The 18,518-nt window shown below is 37.0% G+C and carries 14 protein-coding genes and 1 pseudogene; 4 read left to right on the top strand and 11 right to left on the bottom strand.

Features of this window, described 5'->3' with window-relative positions:
- Positions 1-65 precede the first annotated feature (65 nt).
- The 7 genes from JFT95_RS08625 to moaA form a co-directional block, all read right to left on the bottom strand.
- Complete coding sequence (locus JFT95_RS08625) at positions 66-263, bottom strand: PspC domain-containing protein (RefSeq protein WP_201051980.1); 198 nt, start codon at positions 261-263, stop codon at positions 66-68.
- A 267-nt stretch (positions 264-530) separates the two neighbouring features.
- Entirely contained in the window at positions 531-1,700 is a 1,170-nt protein-coding gene (gene narK, locus JFT95_RS08620) for a nitrate transporter NarK (protein WP_201051979.1), read from the bottom strand.
- A gap of 80 nt (positions 1,701-1,780) precedes the next feature.
- Positions 1,781-2,014: a molybdopterin converting factor subunit 1 gene (gene moaD / locus JFT95_RS08615; RefSeq protein ID WP_002127098.1), complete on the bottom strand. Its 234-nt coding sequence runs from the start codon at positions 2,012-2,014 to the stop codon at positions 1,781-1,783.
- Complete coding sequence (locus JFT95_RS08610) at positions 2,011-2,481, bottom strand: molybdenum cofactor biosynthesis protein MoaE (RefSeq protein ID WP_012260808.1); 471 nt, start codon at positions 2,479-2,481, stop codon at positions 2,011-2,013. The genes moaD and JFT95_RS08610 overlap by 4 nt, the downstream gene beginning before the upstream one ends.
- 44 nt (positions 2,482-2,525) lie before the next feature.
- Positions 2,526-3,815 (bottom strand): molybdopterin molybdotransferase MoeA, encoded by a 1,290-nt coding sequence (locus JFT95_RS08605; RefSeq protein WP_088039277.1) that lies wholly within the window; start codon positions 3,813-3,815, stop codon positions 2,526-2,528.
- 43 nt (positions 3,816-3,858) lie between these two features.
- Positions 3,859-4,872, bottom strand: coding sequence for a molybdopterin-synthase adenylyltransferase MoeB (locus tag JFT95_RS08600; RefSeq protein WP_002031598.1), 1,014 nt, complete (start codon positions 4,870-4,872; stop codon positions 3,859-3,861).
- Positions 4,873-4,889: 17 nt separating this feature from the next.
- On the bottom strand, positions 4,890-5,903 hold the full coding sequence (moaA, locus tag JFT95_RS08595) for a GTP 3',8-cyclase MoaA (protein ID WP_002031597.1): 1,014 nt from the start codon (positions 5,901-5,903) through the stop codon (positions 4,890-4,892).
- A gap of 278 nt (positions 5,904-6,181) precedes the next feature.
- Here moaA and JFT95_RS08590 point away from each other — a divergent pair, with 278 nt between their 5' ends.
- Positions 6,182-6,874, top strand: a complete 693-nt coding sequence (locus JFT95_RS08590; protein WP_061689850.1) for a Crp/Fnr family transcriptional regulator — start codon at positions 6,182-6,184, stop codon at positions 6,872-6,874.
- 118 nt (positions 6,875-6,992) lie between these two features.
- Here the strand turns inward: JFT95_RS08590 and narI are convergent, their stop codons facing one another.
- From narI to JFT95_RS08570, 4 genes are read right to left on the bottom strand one after another with little or no spacing between them, the layout of a single operon-like run.
- Positions 6,993-7,682 (bottom strand): respiratory nitrate reductase subunit gamma, encoded by a 690-nt coding sequence (narI, locus tag JFT95_RS08585; protein ID WP_002031592.1) that lies wholly within the window; start codon positions 7,680-7,682, stop codon positions 6,993-6,995.
- 17 nt (positions 7,683-7,699) lie between these two features.
- Positions 7,700-8,230 carry a nitrate reductase molybdenum cofactor assembly chaperone gene (gene narJ, locus JFT95_RS08580; RefSeq protein ID WP_002031591.1) on the bottom strand — a complete coding sequence of 177 codons (531 nt, stop codon included), beginning with the start codon at positions 8,228-8,230 and terminating at the stop codon, positions 7,700-7,702.
- Between the two features lie 19 nt (positions 8,231-8,249).
- Positions 8,250-9,725: a nitrate reductase subunit beta gene (narH, locus tag JFT95_RS08575; protein WP_002141456.1), complete on the bottom strand. Its 1,476-nt coding sequence runs from the start codon at positions 9,723-9,725 to the stop codon at positions 8,250-8,252.
- The gene (locus tag JFT95_RS08570) at positions 9,715-13,398 is read right to left on the bottom strand and encodes a nitrate reductase subunit alpha (RefSeq protein ID WP_201051977.1); all 3,684 of its coding nucleotides are present in this window, start codon (positions 13,396-13,398) and stop codon (positions 9,715-9,717) included. The genes narH and JFT95_RS08570 overlap by 11 nt, the downstream gene beginning before the upstream one ends.
- Before the next feature lie 710 nt (positions 13,399-14,108).
- Here JFT95_RS08570 and JFT95_RS08565 point away from each other — a divergent pair.
- From JFT95_RS08565 to JFT95_RS08555, 3 genes and pseudogenes are all read left to right on the top strand, one after another.
- Positions 14,109-15,071, top strand: coding sequence for an AAA family ATPase (locus JFT95_RS08565; protein WP_201051976.1), 963 nt, complete (start codon positions 14,109-14,111; stop codon positions 15,069-15,071).
- A complete protein-coding gene (locus JFT95_RS08560; RefSeq protein WP_201053607.1) occupies positions 15,071-16,285 on the top strand; it encodes a DUF58 domain-containing protein in 1,215 nt (404 codons plus the stop codon). The genes JFT95_RS08565 and JFT95_RS08560 overlap by 1 nt, the downstream gene beginning before the upstream one ends.
- A pseudogene (locus tag JFT95_RS08555) lies at positions 16,282-18,508 on the top strand (transglutaminase TgpA family protein). The gene JFT95_RS08560 and the pseudogene JFT95_RS08555 overlap by 4 nt, the downstream one beginning before the upstream one ends.
- Positions 18,509-18,518: the final 10 nt, after the last annotated feature.

Genomic DNA, 18,518 nt, shown 5'->3' with positions numbered 1-18,518 from the left:
TTGGAAACTTTCAATAGACAAAAAACAGAGTTCTCGATTGTGGAATTAGATTTAAGTTCATACATTTATCTCTTAATATCTTTATCTGTAGGCAAAACAATTGCAGCTATTATATAAAGTATCACCGTAAATCCACTAGTAAAAACGGCTGATAATGCAGTGACTATGCGAAGGATACTTACATCAATTCCATACTTATCGCTTAAGCCACCTAATACACCTGATACTTGTTTATCTTGAGTGGACTTATATAATTTTTTCATCTAAACACCCCGATCCAATTAAGTATTTGTATGCTAAAAATTAGTTCTATCTTCGGAAGAGATTTAAACTTTCTTTAACTAACCCTTTAATTGAATAACATCTGATATCTATATTTTAACATAAAATTCCATAAAACTTCTGTTTTTCATTTTCAAACCACATTATTTTAGAATACAAGTGTTTGTTAAGTTAGCAATAAAAAACATATCGAAGCCTATTACTAAAAGAACCCTCCTAGATTACTTTAGGAGGGTTCTTTTTCTTTATTAATGATTCTTTAACATCACTAACAGCTTCTCTTGGCTATACATCCATACTGTAATGATTAAACAAGCAAGAGCGACTTCTGATAACGCCATAAATCCAATTGCATAATGATCTGTTAGTTGGAATAGTAACGTTAAAATTAATGGTGGGAAGAACCCTCCTAATCCACCTAAAGCTGACACAACCCCATTTACAATCCCTGCTTGCTCAGAGAAGTACATTGGAACAAGCTTAAAGATTGTACCATTTCCAATACCTGCACAGAATGCGACTAGTAAGCAACCAAACGTATACACGTTCATACTAGGCATGAATGATAAAACAATACCAGATAGTGTTAAGCCGATAAATACGAAGATTAATATTTTAAATGGATTAAATTTATCACCGAGCCAACCACCAATCGGGCGCATCATTGTTGCTAATACGATGAATCCAGCTGTCCGCATGCCTGCATCTACTTTCTCTAATCCGAAGTGAGATACTAAAAAGTTTGGTAAATATACTGTAAATGCAACAAATGATCCGAAAGTTAAAAAATAAAAGATACATAGAAACCAAAGTTTTTCATTTTTATATACACCTTTTATTTGTTCCATTAATGGTGTATTCACCTTTTTTTCCTTACGATCGCCTAATAAAAAGTTCATAAGTGCAAATGCTGCAAGTAAAACTAAATAACACTGTACTGTTGTTCTCCAGCCAACTGATGTCGCAATTACAGGTGCTAAAAATGAAGTAATTGCTGTTCCAGCGTTACCCACACCGTAAATACCATTTACAAAACCGTGACTCTCTTTCGGGAAGTATTTCGGTAGAGAAGTTACTCCTACAGAGAATACAGCACCACCAATCCCTACAAATAATCCACCAATAATTAAATCCATCATAGAATTGGCAACACTAATGTAAAAGACAGGGAATAATAAAAGTATAAAACTAATAAAGAACAATTTTCTTGCTCCGTAACGATTTGTCCAATAACCAATTGGAATGCGAAGAATAGAACCTAAAATAACGGGTACTGCTGTGACCATAGAAATTTGTCCCGCAGTTAATGGAATATCCGCTTTAATATATGGCATTAATGATGATAAGATAACCCATACCATAAAACCGATAACTAGATTAGAAGTTTGTAAACTTAATTGAAAATTAGGACTTTTCATCCTGTTCCCTCCTATGTATGCATAGTTATATTCATTCTCTCCAGCCTAATCACGTCCTAACATGATTAGGCTGAAAAGAATCAACCACCACTTACTGGCGGAATCATTGCTACTACATCGCCAGTTTGAATAATGTCATCCTCATTTGCATACTCTTCATTTACGGCGACCATTATCTCGTTTGAAATCGCTACGCTGTATTTCTTAATGAGAACTTCCTTTAGTTCAGCAACCGTAATATTTTCACAATCTATGTACAAGGCCGGCTTACTTGCTTCTTCTTGCAAATGTGCAAATAATAGTACTTCAATCATGTTCTCATCTCCTTTTCAGGCTCGCCATTTACATATGCTACTTTCTCTGACTGATCACCTATCCATAACTCACCATCTTCCCAAAACTCTTTCTTCCAAATCGGAACAATTTGTTTTATACGCTCCATAATATATTCGTTCGCCTCATAGGCTGCTTTCCGGTGTGGTGTTGAAACGGCGACAACAACAGCAAAATCAGAAATTTCCAATGTACCAATGCGATGTGTAATTGCTACATATGTCCCAGGCCACTTCTCTTCTACTTCATTACCAATTTTCTCAAGCTGTTTTTCCGCCATTGTTTTATATGCTACATACTCTAAATATAGCGTACGACGTCCTTTCGTAAATTCTCTGACGGTACCAATGAAAGTAGTAACCGCACCACACTCACACCGAATTACTTTGTTTGTAACTTCTTCAATTGAAATAGGTGTATCAATTACTTCATAATACGTATGTGTCATTTTGCACCTCTTACCTTTGTATAAGTTAGCAATCTATTTTTCTATTACTTATATGATCGAAGTGGTTCTTTCCACGGCCACTCACTTCCTATGTTCGATTCCAATAATAATACCGAAACAATTATTCCTGCTTCAAATCCTCTCGTTCCTCCCGGCAGGACGATAAATGCATTCGCCTCTGCAAGTGAAGAAATTGCACTAGATTTATCTAAACCAACTGGTGTAGCTTGCAATTGGCCATCTACAATTTCTACTCTCCCTCTTACAAAACGAGTAAATGGGTTTGCTTTCGGAAAATCTTTCTGTAAAATCGCTTCTGCACGATATACATGCGGATCTTTTCTTTGCAAATATGTTCGAATAACTGGTCTAACATATAATTCACATCCGACATAACAAGCAGAGGGATTACCAGATAGACCAAATAATAGTTTTCCTTCTAGCTCAGCTACAGTTGTCACGCTTCCTGGTCGCATCGCTATTTTATTGAAAAGTACATTAGCTTGTAATCTCTCATAAATAGCAGGTAAATAATCGTAGTCTCCTACTGAAACGCCACCAGTTGTAATTAAAATATCGACTTCTTTTATTGCTCTTTTTACGGTCTCATAACACGTCTCTAAATCATCAGCAAATTGTCCATAATAGCGTACAATTCCACCTGCTCGCTCAATTTGAGCAGCAATCATATAGGAATTACTATTTCGAATCCTCCCCGATTTAAGCTGTTCATGTACTTCTAAAAGTTCACTTCCTGTCGCTACAATTCCAATAACCGGCTGTTTTACAACATGTACGGAACTATAACCAAACGTAGCAAGAAGCGCCGCTACTCCAGGGTTAATAGAAGTCCCTTTTTTCACAAGTATGGCATTTTGTTTTACATCTTCTCCTTTAAAAGAAATGTTATCACCGGCAGCAAAAGAGCGTTTTAATTTCATATAAGTCTTTTCTTTTTCTTCAAATCCTTCCGTTAGCTCTAACATAACAACCGCATTACATCCTGCTGGAATTGCAGCTCCTGTCATAATACGTACAGCTTGAAATGCTTTCACCTCTTCTCTAAAAACAGAACCTGCCCCGATCTCACCAATCACTTCAAACTGAATCGGGTTACTGCTATTTGCTTCTTTTGTATCTTCCGCTCGAATCGCAAATCCGTCGTACGGAGAGCGATCGAAATGCGGGACATCATGATTTGCAATAACATCTTCTCCAAGCATTCTACCGTAGCTGTCTATAAGAGAAACCTTTTCTATTTCACCTTGATGAGCATACTCCATTATGCGTGCAACTGCTTCTGCTACTGGAATTGGTTTACGTTTTTCTAGCATTCTTTTTTCACCTCGTTTTGATAAGGATAAACTCTCTTTCTGTTCATCCTATATATTTTGCGTATAATCGTTTTGCCATTTTTACATCATTTGTCCCATGAATAAATGCCCTACCGTCTGTAAATAAAACAAAACGATATTCATCTACTAGAAACGATAGTAAATATGGAGTTTTTTTGACACTCACGCTTTTTTGTAAGCGATTTCGAACTTCTTCTAAATTAAGAACTCGCTTTATCCCTGGACGGATTTGAACTGTATTCCGCCCGCATAGCACTTCAGTTTTCATCTGTGATCCAAATGTTAAATTTGGGTAAGTGCGTACATTCCCACAAGATGGACATGTACTTTTCTTCTGCCTATTTACTTTTAATGAGAGATATTGATTGTTCCAAATATCAAATGATAACATCGTTCCCCTTAGCGCCTGAAAATCATTCACCAATATTTTCATCGCTTCTGTCACTTGGTGAGCAACGACCATTTGTACAGCCGGCTGAATGATTCCTGCTGTATCACATGTTGCACCGCCCATAGGATGATCCATTAGGCAGCGAAAGCATGGTGTTTCCCCCGGAAGAATTGTATACGTTACACCGTAACTTCCAATGCATCCACCGTATATCCAAGGTATATTTTCTTTTTGCGAAATGTCATTTATAAGTAGACGCGTATCGAAATTGTCAGTCGCATCTAATATAAGATCCACTTCTTTTGTTAACTCTTCTATTTCTTGCATTGTGACATCCGTTACAATTGGTACAATTTCTACTTCAGAATTAATCTTTCTTAAATGTTCTGCCGCTGCAATTGCTTTTGGTTTACACTGCTGTGCATCTTCTTCTGTATATAACTGTTGCCGCTGTAAATTACTCCATTCGACGTAGTCACGGTCAGCAATTGTCAATTTCCCAATCCCCATCCTAACGAGCGCTTCCGCATTTGCAGCTCCTAGTGCACCCGCACCGATTAGGAGCACATGTTTTTTTCTTATTTTTCTTTGTCCCATTTCACCAATTCCAGAAAACAATACTTGCCTTGAATATCGCTCTTGCATAGGGAATCCTCCTTTCGCTATCCACCAATATAAGACATTTCAACTTTTGGACGTTTATTTGTACTTTCAGCCGTTCTTTCATCCGAATACCGATCTGTTCTGCACTCCCATGTATGTTGGAGAATTTTTAATAATGAAGCATCAGAAATATTTTCTCGAAGAAGCGTTCGCAAATCAGTTCCTTTCGTTCCAAATAAGCACGTAAAAAACTTACCGTCTGCCGAAATACGAGCTCTCGTACAAGAGGAACAAAAAGATTCAGAAACAGAAGTAATAAATCCAACTTCTGCATCGCTCCCTACATATCGATACAATTTCGCAACTTCTCCAAAGTAACGAGGTTTAACAGGCTCAATCGGATATACACGATTAATTTTCTCTATTAATTGTTCCTTCGTAATAACTTGTTCAAAGTTCCATCCGTTCGTACTGCCCACATCCATAAATTCGATAAAACGAAGCTGAATTTCTTGTTCTTTAAAATAACGAGCCATTAGAAGAATTTGACTATCATTCATCCCTTTTTTTACGACCATATTTACTTTTACTTCTAATCCAGCTGCTTTTGCTGCTTCAATTCCTTTCAATACAGGTTTTGTACTTACATTTCGTCCATTAATTTTTCGGAAGACATGATCTTCTATCGCATCTAAACTAATGTTTACACGTTTTAATCCCGCTTCTTTTAATGCCCTTGCCTGTTTTGCTAAATGAATACCGTTTGTTGTGAGTCCAATATCCTTTAAGCCTTCTAGCTTTGTAAGCCTTGCGATTAACTTCGGTAAGTCTTTACGCAATAACGGTTCGCCGCCAGTAAGTCTAATTTTATTAACACCCATACTTATAAATAATCTCGCTAACCTTTCTATTTCATCGAACGTTAATAAAAACTCTTCCTGTAAAAAAGCATAATCAGGTCCGAACACTTCAGCTGGCATACAGTACGTGCACCTAAAATTACAACGGTCAATAACTGAAATACGTAAATCTTGAAGTGGCCGCTCTAAAGAATCTTTCATCTTCTCGTGCATCTATATCCCTTCTTTTCTACTGCAATCATTAGTAAGCTTTCAATTTTTTATTTGCCTTCATTATAAAAAAGAAGCTACATATTCAATGTGACTTTTCTCACATTACTTTCCCCATTCAAAAATTCTTCACAAATCCGTTCGAATTTTGTTCACATCTTCAGTCCCTACTCCTTACGGTCATTGAAATTTTACAACAATTTTGAAATAGCTCTTGCATTTTCAGCATACTTACACTCAAAATAGGAAATGTATTGCTTATAAGAAGAAAGGTGATTGCTGTGACAAACAGTATGAAATTATCTCAAGATTTAAAGGAATTACTTGCATCTGTTGAATATAAAATGCAAATTAAAAAAGGAAGTTTTATTTTTCAAGAAGGTATGGAGGCAACCGAACTCTATATCATCCACTCCGGAAAAGTACAAATTAGTAAACTAAGTGCTGATGGGCAAGAGTTGACACTCCGTATTTGTTCGGCATATGACATTATTGGAGAATTAACATTGTTCACGGACGATGCGAAGTATTTATTAAATTCAAAATGCCTTGAAGATGTTGAAGTAGGCGTTATAAAGCGTGAAGCGTTAGAAAGAGAATTACTCCAAAAGCCCGCACTTGTATTTGAATTTATGAAATGGATTAGTGAACATTTAAGAAGAATGCAAACGAAGTTCCGAGATTTAGTATTGCATGGCAAAAAAGGTGCCTTGTATTCTACTCTCATTCGAATGACAAATAGTTATGGTGTGTTAAAAGAAAATGGTATTCTCATCGATTTACCTTTAACGAATCAAGAACTTGCAAACTTCTGTGCAACTTCGCGTGAAAGCGTAAATCGAATGTTAAATGATTTGAAAAAAAAAGGTACGATTTCTATTCATAAAGGAAAGATTACAATCCATGATTTACAATTTTTAAAATGTGAAATTGCTTGTGAAGATTGCTCTGCCTCTGTTTGTAGCATAGAGTAGCATCTTATTTAGATGCTACTCTTTTTCTCTTGCATACAGTTATTTCCTAAAAAAGACGAGGCCTTCCATTAGACCTCGTTTCATGTTAGTTGCTAACTTCTATTCGTTTACTGTGGCATTATTTTTTCAATTCATTAGGAATACGTCTTCTGTAAATCACATAACTACGGCTTAAGTATTTAATTGGGGCACTAAATACATGGACAAGTCTAGTAAATGGCCATACTGCGAATAGACCCATACCTGCAATTATATGAATTTTAAACCATACTGGTACTTCCATCATATATTCAACTTTCGGTTGGAAAATAAAGAGACTTCGGAACCACGGACCGATCGTTGTACGATAATCAAACCCTTTTGAGTCGATATTTAAAAAGGTTGAAGAAAGTCCCGCTAGCATTACGATTAGTAATAAAATAAGCGCAATATAATCTCCCCTTGTACTCGTTGCAATGATGCGTTTTACTGTTACACGGCGGTACGTTAATATAATTAAACCGATGATAGAAGCAACACCTGCCGGAAGCCCGAAACTAATTGCCATTATATGATACATATGCTCAGAAATACCTATTGAACGGTATACAGACTCTGGAATTAAAATCCCCATAACATGACCACCAATGACGAACATGATCCCAAAGTGGAATAATAGACTTCCGATTCGGAGCATTTTCTTTTCTAATAGTTCACTAGATTTTGACGTCCATCCAAATTGATCATAGTTGTATCTGAAAATATGTCCACCGATAAAGATTGCAAAAATGATATAGGGAAACAATACCCATAGAAATTGATCCATCATTTTGACAACTCTCCTTTCTAATTTGCCTGTACACCCCATGTATTGATAGCGAGTAGAACAGCGGCGAGAATTGGTTCATACATACAGTTTGCTTCTTTTAATTGCCCGTGCAACGCTTGTATATTTTCCGTGTATTTACTCATAATTGGTTCGCTATCTTTTTCATTCGCGTTTGCAAGAAACTCAAGTAGAAGCGGTAAATAATCAGGTAGTTCTTTATCTGTTACGTTAAAACCAGATTTTTGATAATGCTGTTTTAACTCTAATAATTCAATTCCACGCTCTCTTTGTTCACCTGTTTTCATGTAGGTAAGATACATATTTGTCTTCTTTCCAAAGTCGAATGTATAGACGTAAGAATCAATAAGTTGATTGTCTGTTTTATTTAGCGCTTCTTTTATAAATGTTGTAAGTGATGCTCTGATTTCTTCCTGTTCAATTTCTTGAATCTCTTCCTGTAATTCTAGTAAAGCTTCCCTCCAACCTAGTTCAGGATAGGAGAGAAGAAAAGAAGAACAAGAAAAAGCTGTTTGTAAACTTTGTTTCATAGTTTTCTGCCCCCTTTTTTTAAGAAATTGTCGTACAAGAGCCTGGCCCACCTGCGAAAGATAAACCACAACTTCCTTGCTCGCTATATAAATCTGCAACTTGTTCGCGGTGAGACGTCGGGATAACAAAGCGATCTTTATATTTCGCAATAGCAAGAAGACGATACATATCTTCTACATCTTCTTTCGTTAAACCGAGTTCTTTTAATACAGCTTCATTTGGTTCTTTATTAATTTGCAATGCTCTCATATGTGTTCGCATGACAGCCAATTTTTTCAATGTAAGACGAATATGTGATTCATCTCCTGCAGTGAGTAAATTCGCTAAATATTGAATTGGAATACGCATATTATCAATAGCAGGGAAAATCTCTTCTGCTTGCCAGTTACTACCTTTCCCCTCCACCATGTTCATAATTGGGCTAAGCGGCGGGATATACCAAACCATTGGCATTGTACGATACTCTGGATGAAGAGGTAGAGCGATTTTCCAATCGATAATCATTTTATAGATTGGCGACTGTTGTGCCGCTTTAATCCATTCTTCAGGAATCCCTTGTTTTTTCGCTTCAGCTGCTACTTCTGGATCATTTGGATCTAGGAAAACAGTAAGCTGAGATTCATATAAATCTTTTTCATTTTCAACAGAAGCCGCTTCTTTTACTTTGTCAGCGTCATATAGCATTACCCCAATATATCGAATACGTCCTACACATGTTTCAGAACAAATTGTTGGCATACCAGCTTCAATACGAGGGAAACACATTGTACATTTTTCAGCTTTATTTGTTTGCCAGTTAAAATATACTTTTTTATACGGACAAGACGATACACAAAATCTCCATGCACGACATGCATTTTGATCCACAAGAACAATCCCATCTTCCTCACGTTTATACATCGCACCCGATGGACAAGAAGAAACGCAAGATGGATTCATACAATGTTCGCAAATACGTGGTAAATACATCATAAAGACATTTTCAAAATCCGTTTTAATTCCTTCTTCCATTTTCTTGACGTTCGGATCTTGTAACCCTGTTATATGTCCGCCTGCTAAATCATCTTCCCAGTTTGGACCCCATTCAATTTTGTCGATAAATTCACCCGTAATTGCTGATTTCGGACGAGCAACTGGTTGATGCTTACGCTGTGGGCTATTTGTTAATGTTTCATAATCATAATTCCAAGGTTCAAAGTAATCATCAATTGTTGGCTGATCTGGATTGTGGAAAATATTCATAAGACGCTTCATTTTCGAACCGGATTTCAGCTGAATTTCACCATTTTTCAATTCCCAGCCGCCTTTGTATTTCTCCTGATTTTCCCATTGTTTCGGATAACCAATTCCAGGTTTCGTTTCTACGTTATTGAAGTACATATATTCAGCACCTGGACGATTCGTCCAGGTGTTTTTGCATGTTACGCTACAAGTGTGGCAGCCGATGCATTTATCTAAGTTCATTACCATTCCGACTTGCGCTTTAATCTTCAAGCCAATCTACCTCCTTCAGTTTACGGATTACAACGTTTAAGTCACGCTGGTTCCCAGTCGGACCATAATAGTTAAATCCATAGCTTAATTGGCCATATCCACCAATCATATGTGTTGGTTTAACGTGAATACGGGTTGGACTATTATGTGTTCCCCCGCGGGTGCTTGTTAATTTCGTACCAGGCACGTTAATGTGACGATCTTGCGCATGGTGCATAAATGCCATCCCCCTCGGTATACGGTGTGTTACAACAGCACGTGCTACGACTACGCCGTTACGGTTAAAGCATTCAATCCAATCATTATCAGCAACACCAGCTTCATTCGCATCATCTTTATTCATCCAAACAGTTGGACCACCTCTAAACAGCGTTAACATTGGCAATGAATCGAAGTACATACTATGAATCGACCACTTATTATGCGGTGTTAAATAGTTTAGTGTAATTTCTTTCCCTTCTACTTCAGGGCGTGATTTACGGAATGGTTTATGTTGCAGTATTGGTTTAAATGTTGCCATCGTTTCGCCAAATTCTTTCATCATGTCGTGATCTAAGTAGAAAGATTGTCGACCAGTTATCGTTCTCCAAGGGATGAGACGTTCAACATTTGTTGTAAATGGTGAGTAACGGCGTCCACCTTTTTCAGAACCCGTAAAGGCCGGAGAAGTAATTACTGTTTTAGGCTGCGCTGTAATTTGTTCAAATGTGAAGCATTCTTCTTCACGTTCTTCTGCTAAGTCACGTAGTTTTAAATCGGTTTGTTTTTCAAGCGCTTCCCATGCTTTTACCGCCATATGACCGTTTGTTGTAGAAGAAAGTGTTAATACCGCCTCAGCAGCATTAATTGCTTCTTTTATGTCTGGGCACCCCTTCGCAATAGAATCCGTTCGAACAACTCCTAATCGACTCTTTAATTGCTCATATTCTTTTTCTGCCGACCAAGAAATCCCTTTCGTACCAATCGGTTGTTTTCCGGTATTTGGTCCAAGCGCTGTCATCTTGTCATAAATCGTTTTATAATCCCTTTCGACAACATGAATTTGCGGCATTGTTTTACCTGGGATCGGTTCACACTCTCCTTTGCTCCAGTCTTTAATCTTACCAAGTGGTTGTGCTAATTCTTGCGGTGTATCGTGAAGAAGTGGTGTTGCAACGACTTCTTTCATTGGTTCAAGATCGATTTTCTTCGCTAAATCTGACACAGCTTTAGAAAGAGAGGTGAAAATATCCCAGTCAGAGCGTGCTTCCCACGGTGAACCGATTGCTGGATTAAATGGATGTACAAATGGATGCATATCCGTACTGCTTAAATCATGCTTTTCATACCAAGTTGAAGCAGGTAAGACGATATCAGAATAAAGCGCCGTTCCAGCCATACGGAAATCTAAATTAATGAGTAAATCTAACTTCCCTTCAGGTGCATCTTCATGCCACTTAATTTCTTCTGGTCTTAATGAGTCACTATCGTCATTCATTAATCCGTTTGTTGTACCTAATAAATGTTTTAAGAAATATTCGTGTCCTTTACCGGAACTTGAAATTAAGTTTGCACGCCATACGAATAAGTTACGCGGGAAGTTGTTTTTATTATCTGGGTCTTCAATCGCAAATTTCAGTTCTTTTTCTTTTAGTTTTTGTGCAACGTATTTTCCGATTTCTTCTTGTGTTGTTGCACCAGCAGCAACAGCTTCTTTATATAATTCAATCCCATTCTTCTCGAATGTTGGATAAGAAGGTAACCAGCCAAGTCGTGCTGCTAATACGTTGTAATCACCGTGATGTTGATAACGAGAGTTGCCCTCAACTGGTGATGCTAAATGTCCAACAGGTGTATCTTCATAACGCCATTGATCTGTTACGAAATAGAAGAAAGATGTACCGTTTTGTAATTTCGGTGGCCCTTGCCAATCTTTCGCCATCGCGATTGTTTGCCATCCTTCTGCTGGTCGTAATTTTTCTTGACCAACATAATGTGCCCAACCGCCGCCGTTTACACCTTGTGCCCCAACGAGAAGAACAAGATTTAAAACTGCGCGATAAATCGTATCAGAGTTAAACCAATGGTTAATACCAGCTCCCATAATAATCATCGAGCGGCCATTCGTATCAACTGCATTTTGCGCGAACTCACGAGCAATTTGAATAATAAGCTCTCGCTTTACTCCGGTCATTTTCTCTTGCCATGCAGGTGTAAACGGTACATCATCATTGAAATCTTTCGGTTCTTGCCCGCCAAGACCTCGGTTCACACCGTAATTTGCTAACGTTAAGTCATATACAGTTGTAACGAACACTTCGCCTTCTTCTGTCATAACTTTTTTCACTGGAATTGTACGTTCTAATATTGTATTTCCATCATCAGAGAAGTACGGAATTTGCACTGTTTCAACACTATCTTCCATTCCAAGTAAAGAAAGACGTGGATCAATCGTTTCACCTGTCTGTTCATCTTCTAAACGCAAGTTCCATTTCTTCTCGTTATCCCAACGTGATCCCATTGTGCCGTGAGGTGTTGCAAAATCTTTCGTGTTATCGTTCCAAAGAACAGGCTTCCATTCTCCTAACTTTGTTTCACGTCCAATATCAGTAGCATTTAAGAAACGATCAGCGACGAATTGATCTCCTTTTTGTTTCAATGTGACAAAGAAAGGAAAATCAGTATATTGCTTCGCATACTTTGTGAAGTATTCCACTTGATTATCTACGTAAAATTCTTGTAAGATCACATGCCCCATTGCCATCGCAAGCGCACCGTCTGTACCTTGTTTCACACTAATCCAATCATCCGCAAACTTAGTAGACTCGGCGAAGTCAGGACTTACAGAAACAACTTTCGTTCCTTTATATCGAACTTCGGCTAAAAAGTGTGCATCTGGCGTTCTCGTCATCGGTACGTTTGAACCCCATGTCATAATGTAACCAGAGTTATACCAGTCACTACTTTCTGGTACATCAGTTTGATCACCCCAAATTTGCGGAGAAGCTGGTGGTAAATCAGCATACCAATCATAAAAGCTAAGCATCGGTCCACCCATAAGTTGCATAAAACGGCTACCTGCAGCGTGACTTAACATCGACATAGCTGGAATTGGTGAAAAACCAACATTGCGGTCTGGACCGTATTTAATTACTGTATAAAGTAAAGAAGCTGAAACAAGTTGTAATACTTCATCCCAATTCGCACGAATGAATCCCCCTTTACCACGCGCCTGCTTATACGTACGTGCCTTTTCAGGGTTTTCCACAATGCTTTTCCAAGCATCTAATGGTGACTCGTTATTTTGTAGTTCCTCTTGCCACATACTCCATAGAACACCACGTACATACGGATATTTCACACGAAGCGGACTGTAAATGTACCAAGAAAAACTTGCTCCACGTGGGCATCCTCGTGGTTCAAAATCAGGCATATCAGGACCTGTAGTCGGATAGTTAAGCTCCTGCCCTTCCCATGTTACAATTCCATCTTTCACATAAATGTTCCAACTACAAGAACCAGTACAGTTCACGCCGTGTGTAGAACGAATTACTTTATCATGCTGCCAACGCTTTCTGTACACATTTTCCCATTCACGATCTTCATATGTTTCTTGTGTATGATTATCGTTATAACGATCTATTGGTGAAAAATATTTTAAACGTCTCATTAGTGCTGAAGGTTTCTTCTTCATACTGTTCACTCCCTTAGTACGTCTCTCTTACATACCCTTACTATAAAAGAGGTTGTAAAATACAGATGTGACATTTCGCACAGTTCAAGAGATTGTCATAAATTCATTTGGAAATCGGTTTAAGGGGAAACATTTATAAGTAAAGATTACTTTGTTTTGTTGTGAAGATTTCGGTCAGCGGTGGGCTTATTAGGAGAATAGTATTTGGAGGATTCACCTTTTTTTGCATAAGAAAAAACGCAGGAGAAATTCCTACGTTTTTATATAAATATATTAAAAAGAGTTTTGATACTACTTCAATAATGCTATAAGGAATTTACTTTTCTGCAACGATACTATTATCAAGACATATTTTATATAAAGTGAAACTTTAATCAGCCCGCAAATAGAGGGATAAAACTACAAATCATTATTTACTGTATTGCCCTTAATTACGGAAACAATTATACTAGATGTTATCTACATATATAATCTGAATATTCATAAAATTGTGAGTGGGATTTCCTTTGGGGACATATAAATTATAAAGTATATCACCATGATTTTTTAACATTTAAGTTTTTCCTATTTATATAAGTTCTCAATATGAACTTATATAAACCATTCCTACTTACCTCTTAGATTACTATTATACTGCATTAAAATGAAGGAACTCCTTTTCTTTAACATAAAAATGAATTAGAAAAGATAATAAAATTAGGAGGATTACGATGCCCCAGCTTGATTCATTACATCCCATAGTAGAAAGAATAATCAAAAATATTGAAAAATTAATGGTCGGAAAACGAAAAGAAACGATCTTAGCTTTGACAGCTCTCTTAGCTGAAGGTCATGTACTATTAGAAGATGTTCCTGGCGTTGGGAAAACAATGCTAGTACGTGCTCTTTCTAAATCCATTGATGCCGATTACAAGCGTATTCAATTCACACCTGATTTACTGCCGTCAGATGTAACAGGTGTTTCTATTTATAATCCAAAAGAACTCCAATTTGAGTTCAAGCCTGGACCGATTATGGGGAATTTTGTACTTGCTGATGAAATTAATCGTACATCTCCAAAGACACAATCTGCCTTACTTGAAAGTATGGAAGAAGGCACTATCACAATAGATGGCATTACAAGATCGTTACCAAAACCTTTCTTTGTAATGGCTACACAAAATCCGGTCGAATATGAGGGAACATATCCTTTACCAGAGGCTCAGCTCGATCGTTTCTTGTTGAAGCTAAGAATGGGATATCCTACACCAGAAGAAGAATTTGAAATTTTAAACCGGATGGAAAAAACAAATCCACTCTCTCATTTACAAGCTATTACTATAATAAAAGAATTACTTTATTTACAACAAAGCGTACGGGAAGTAAGCATGGACAAAGCAATCAAGCATTACATTGTAAAACTTGTTACTCAGACGCGTTCTTATAGTTCTATACAGCTAGGTGCAAGTCCACGCGGCTCAATCGCTTTAATGAAAGCTTCACAAGCTTATGCATTCATCCATGGCAGAAATTATGTTATTCCAGACGATGTTAAATTTTTAGCTCCTTACGTTTTAGCTCACAGACTCATTCTAAAAATGGAAGCAAGATTTGAAGGAATAACAGGAGAACAAGTTATCGCCAAAATCGTTGCACGAACTACCGTGCCGACTCAAAGGACGAATAACCTTTGATGAAACGACTACTACGAGCACTATATCACGTTACGAAGTTATTGCTAATCCCTTTATGCCTAGTCTTAACATTTGTGTACGCTATGCTTCAAGGAGGATTTGTAAGTTGGTTTTTGTTTTACAGTACGATTCCTATTGGTCTTTATTCACTATTACTTCCCTTCTACGCTTTACGAGACGCTGAAGTAAAACGAATAACAAACCAAAATGAATATGCAGCAGGAGAACAATTTTTAAGCACCATTACAATAAAAAGAAGATTTCCTTTTCCCTTACTTTATTTAATTATAGAAGATGAACTGCCATCACAATTTACAAATTGTAGACAAACGAAGGTGAATAAGGTAATACTCTTTCCAGGATTGAAACGAAATATTTCATTTCAATATGCAATTGACACAATCCCTAGAGGAGAGCACACTTTTTCAAGCGTACGTGTCAAAACTGGTGATCTATTCGGTATGATGGAGAAAGAAGTAACTTTTTCAGTTCTAGATACATTTTTAGTCTATCCCCAGTACGTAGATATAACATATCGACAATTGGAAAATCATTTCGAACAAGGAGCGCTTTCAGCAAATATAAATTTAGCAAAAGACTCTACAATCTCTGTCGGTGTCAGAGACTATAAACCTGGTGACCGCTTTTCATGGATTGATTGGAAAGCAACTGCCCGAACAAACAATATTATGACGAAAGAGTTTGAACAACAGCGCAGCCATAATATCATGATATTTATGGACAGAACTGAGTCCCCTCTATTCGAATCAGTCGTAACATTTTCCGCCTCTATTGTAAGGGCTGTCTTGAAGCAAAATTCACCAGCGTCATTCGTGTCTGTCGGAAAAGAACGAACTTTTTTCCCTTTAGACAATGGTGATACGCAGTTACAACAAATCTTTTGTCATCTAGCGAAAGTACAAGCAGACAGTGTATTCCGGCTCTCCCGGAGTGTAGAAATGGAATTAAGAAAAATTTATGAGCCCGTAACGATTATACTCGTAACAAGCGATCTTTCTCCCGATATTCAAAAGGCGGCTGACTTTGCTGCTATAAAAAACAGAAAATTAATGGTGTTTGTCGTGAAAGAAAAAGCAAATCAACTCTCACATCGAGAACTAAGTATTCTAGAAACTCTACAAAAACGAAAAATATTTGTAAATGTGGTTTATGGGAACCGGTATACAAACGTGTTTTTTGAGGTGAGCAAATGATAACATTACGAACAAAATACAAATGGGATATGAGCAGATTCTTCATGCATGTATGTGCATTTCTACTTTTACTAGAATGGCTAAGACCCCTTATAGGTATTACAAACGTAGGTAGATTAGATATTTTTGTAATATTTATAGGAATTTGCTTCACTCTCTCTTTTTTCAAACAAGGTGGCAGATTCCAATAAAGATCGTCACGATCTTATTCATCATTCATTTCCTGTATTATAAAAATGCTTTTATAAATCCATCTTGGCTAACGAAATTTTTTGCTGATATTTCTCGAAATTCCTCTCTGTTTTTCCAGGGGAATTTGCTAGATATTTCTCCCGTTTTTCCAACACTTTTATTTTTTTATCCTTTTGGTTTTTGAGTGCTTTCATCTCTTTTTGGATGATTCATAAAAAACGTGGGTTGTTATTTCTTATATTGACTATTATTTATATCACCATTTTTCATAACTTACATTTATACAATGCAAACTACGCTATTATTCGTACTATTGTCATCGGCTTTTTTATGCTTAGTCTTCTTCGCATAGAACGAATAAGAGAGATGGAACACTTACAAAATTTTGCTAGAGAAATCTCAAAATTACTTAGACCTCTTACAATATTTATTGTATTGTCAGCAACTATCGCATACTTTGCTCCAAAATTTGGCCCTCAATGGCCAAACCCAATGGATTTTTTAAAATTCAACACATCCGAAGCAAGTAAAAAACAAGAAGTTTCTAAAATTGGATATGGTTTAGATGACTCGCGATTAGGCGGTCCTTTTAAGGCAGATCCTACAATTGTTTTCACAGCACAAACGCAAAACAAACAATATTGGAGAGTCGAAACGAAAGATTTTTATACAGGAAAAGGCTGGGAAGTTTCTGAAAATCAAAAAAAGATTTCTTTTAAAAATAAAAACGACGTCGTGAGCTGGTACGAACAAAATACAAAAACGGAGGCCACTGAGGCGACAATCACCATGAAAAAAAGTTATCCACACCTTACCTATCCAGCAGGATTAATATCAGTTGAGGCTTCTTCTAATGTATCATACAGCGTTGACCCCTTTTCAGAAAAAATCTATACGATGGACGGAGATTCTTCTACTATTTTAAATTCATATAAAGTAACATATGGGGTCCCAGAGTTTTCCATAGAAAACTTGAAAGCTGTAAAAACAAATGAAGGTCAAGAATCAAATCCTTATTTCATGACAAAGTACACGCAACTTCCCGAATCATTACCACAGCGAGTAAAAGACTTAGCTGTAAATCTAACAAATGATAAAGACAACCGATATGATAAAGTATTAGCTATTGAAAACTACTTTACCGACCATTCTTTTGTATATGAAACAATGAATGTGTTGTTCCCTTCCAAAAACCAAGATTATGTAGATCAATTCCTTTTCGATACAAAAAGCGGCTACTGTAATAATTTCTCGACGTCTATGATTGTGTTACTTCGTTCTGCTGGGATTCCTGCTCGCTGGGTAAAAGGTTATACAGAAGGAACTCTTGATAATACACTTGCCTCTGCAGAAGGTGAGGATGTTTATAAAATCGCGAACGATAACGCACACTCTTGGGTCGAAGTATATTTCCCAGGATACGGATGGATTCCATTCGAACCAACAAAAGGATTTACTAATCCCTATAATTTTACAAATAATACTCCTGCTTCTACTTCACAAAATAACGAAGTAAATAATTCTAATAACGAGCCAATACACCAACGGAACAATGAAGCAAAGCTCAAAAGTTTAATAGAAAATACAGAAGAAGCCTCTACTAAAAAGATCACAAATTCTAAAAATGATTTTTCTTGGTGGTACGTATTCCTCTCTACGATACCGATTAGTATCATCGGATACATTCTCTTCACCACTAGAATGAAATGGATTACATTTTTTATTATTCTTTTCTATAAATACCGAAAAGATGATGCTGTTTATCAAAAAGCTTACGGTGCACTTTTAAAACAATTTGCGAGAATTGGCATACCACGGGGTGAAAGTCAAACATTCCGAGAATACGCTCTCCACATCGATACACTTTACAATTCGGCCGATATGCAACAACTTACTTTCAGTTATGAGAACGCTATGTATCAAAAGGAACAGGCCGCAGCCGAATGGAAGACATCCGTACACTTATGGGAAGTGCTTATGAAAAAAGCAGCTTCTCTGCCTAAATCAAACGACTACGATAGAGTGATTTAATCTTGATAAT

Source organism: Bacillus sp. TH17 (assembly GCF_016651125.1).
Taxonomy (GTDB): domain Bacteria; phylum Bacillota; class Bacilli; order Bacillales; family Bacillaceae_G; genus Bacillus_A; species Bacillus_A mycoides.
This window is presented reverse-complemented; position numbering and strand designations above follow the sequence as displayed.

Coding starts and splice junctions, on each gene's coding strand:
- JFT95_RS08610 (WP_012260808.1), bottom strand. CDS start 2,481: ATGACACATACGTATTATGAAGTAATTGATACACCTATTTCAATTGAA.
- JFT95_RS08565 (WP_201051976.1), top strand. CDS start 14,109: ATGCCCCAGCTTGATTCATTACATCCCATAGTAGAAAGAATAATCAAA.
- JFT95_RS08625 (WP_201051980.1), bottom strand. CDS start 263: ATGAAAAAATTATATAAGTCCACTCAAGATAAACAAGTATCAGGTGTA.
- JFT95_RS08560 (WP_201053607.1), top strand. CDS start 15,071: ATGAAACGACTACTACGAGCACTATATCACGTTACGAAGTTATTGCTA.
- JFT95_RS08570 (WP_201051977.1), bottom strand. CDS start 13,398: ATGAAGAAGAAACCTTCAGCACTAATGAGACGTTTAAAATATTTTTCA.
- narJ (WP_002031591.1), bottom strand. CDS start 8,230: ATGAAACAAAGTTTACAAACAGCTTTTTCTTGTTCTTCTTTTCTTCTC.
- narK (WP_201051979.1), bottom strand. CDS start 1,700: ATGAAAAGTCCTAATTTTCAATTAAGTTTACAAACTTCTAATCTAGTT.
- narI (WP_002031592.1), bottom strand. CDS start 7,682: ATGATGGATCAATTTCTATGGGTATTGTTTCCCTATATCATTTTTGCA.
- moaD (WP_002127098.1), bottom strand. CDS start 2,014: ATGATTGAAGTACTATTATTTGCACATTTGCAAGAAGAAGCAAGTAAG.
- moaA (WP_002031597.1), bottom strand. CDS start 5,903: ATGCACGAGAAGATGAAAGATTCTTTAGAGCGGCCACTTCAAGATTTA.
- JFT95_RS08605 (WP_088039277.1), bottom strand. CDS start 3,815: ATGCTAGAAAAACGTAAACCAATTCCAGTAGCAGAAGCAGTTGCACGC.
- JFT95_RS08600 (WP_002031598.1), bottom strand. CDS start 4,872: ATGCAAGAGCGATATTCAAGGCAAGTATTGTTTTCTGGAATTGGTGAA.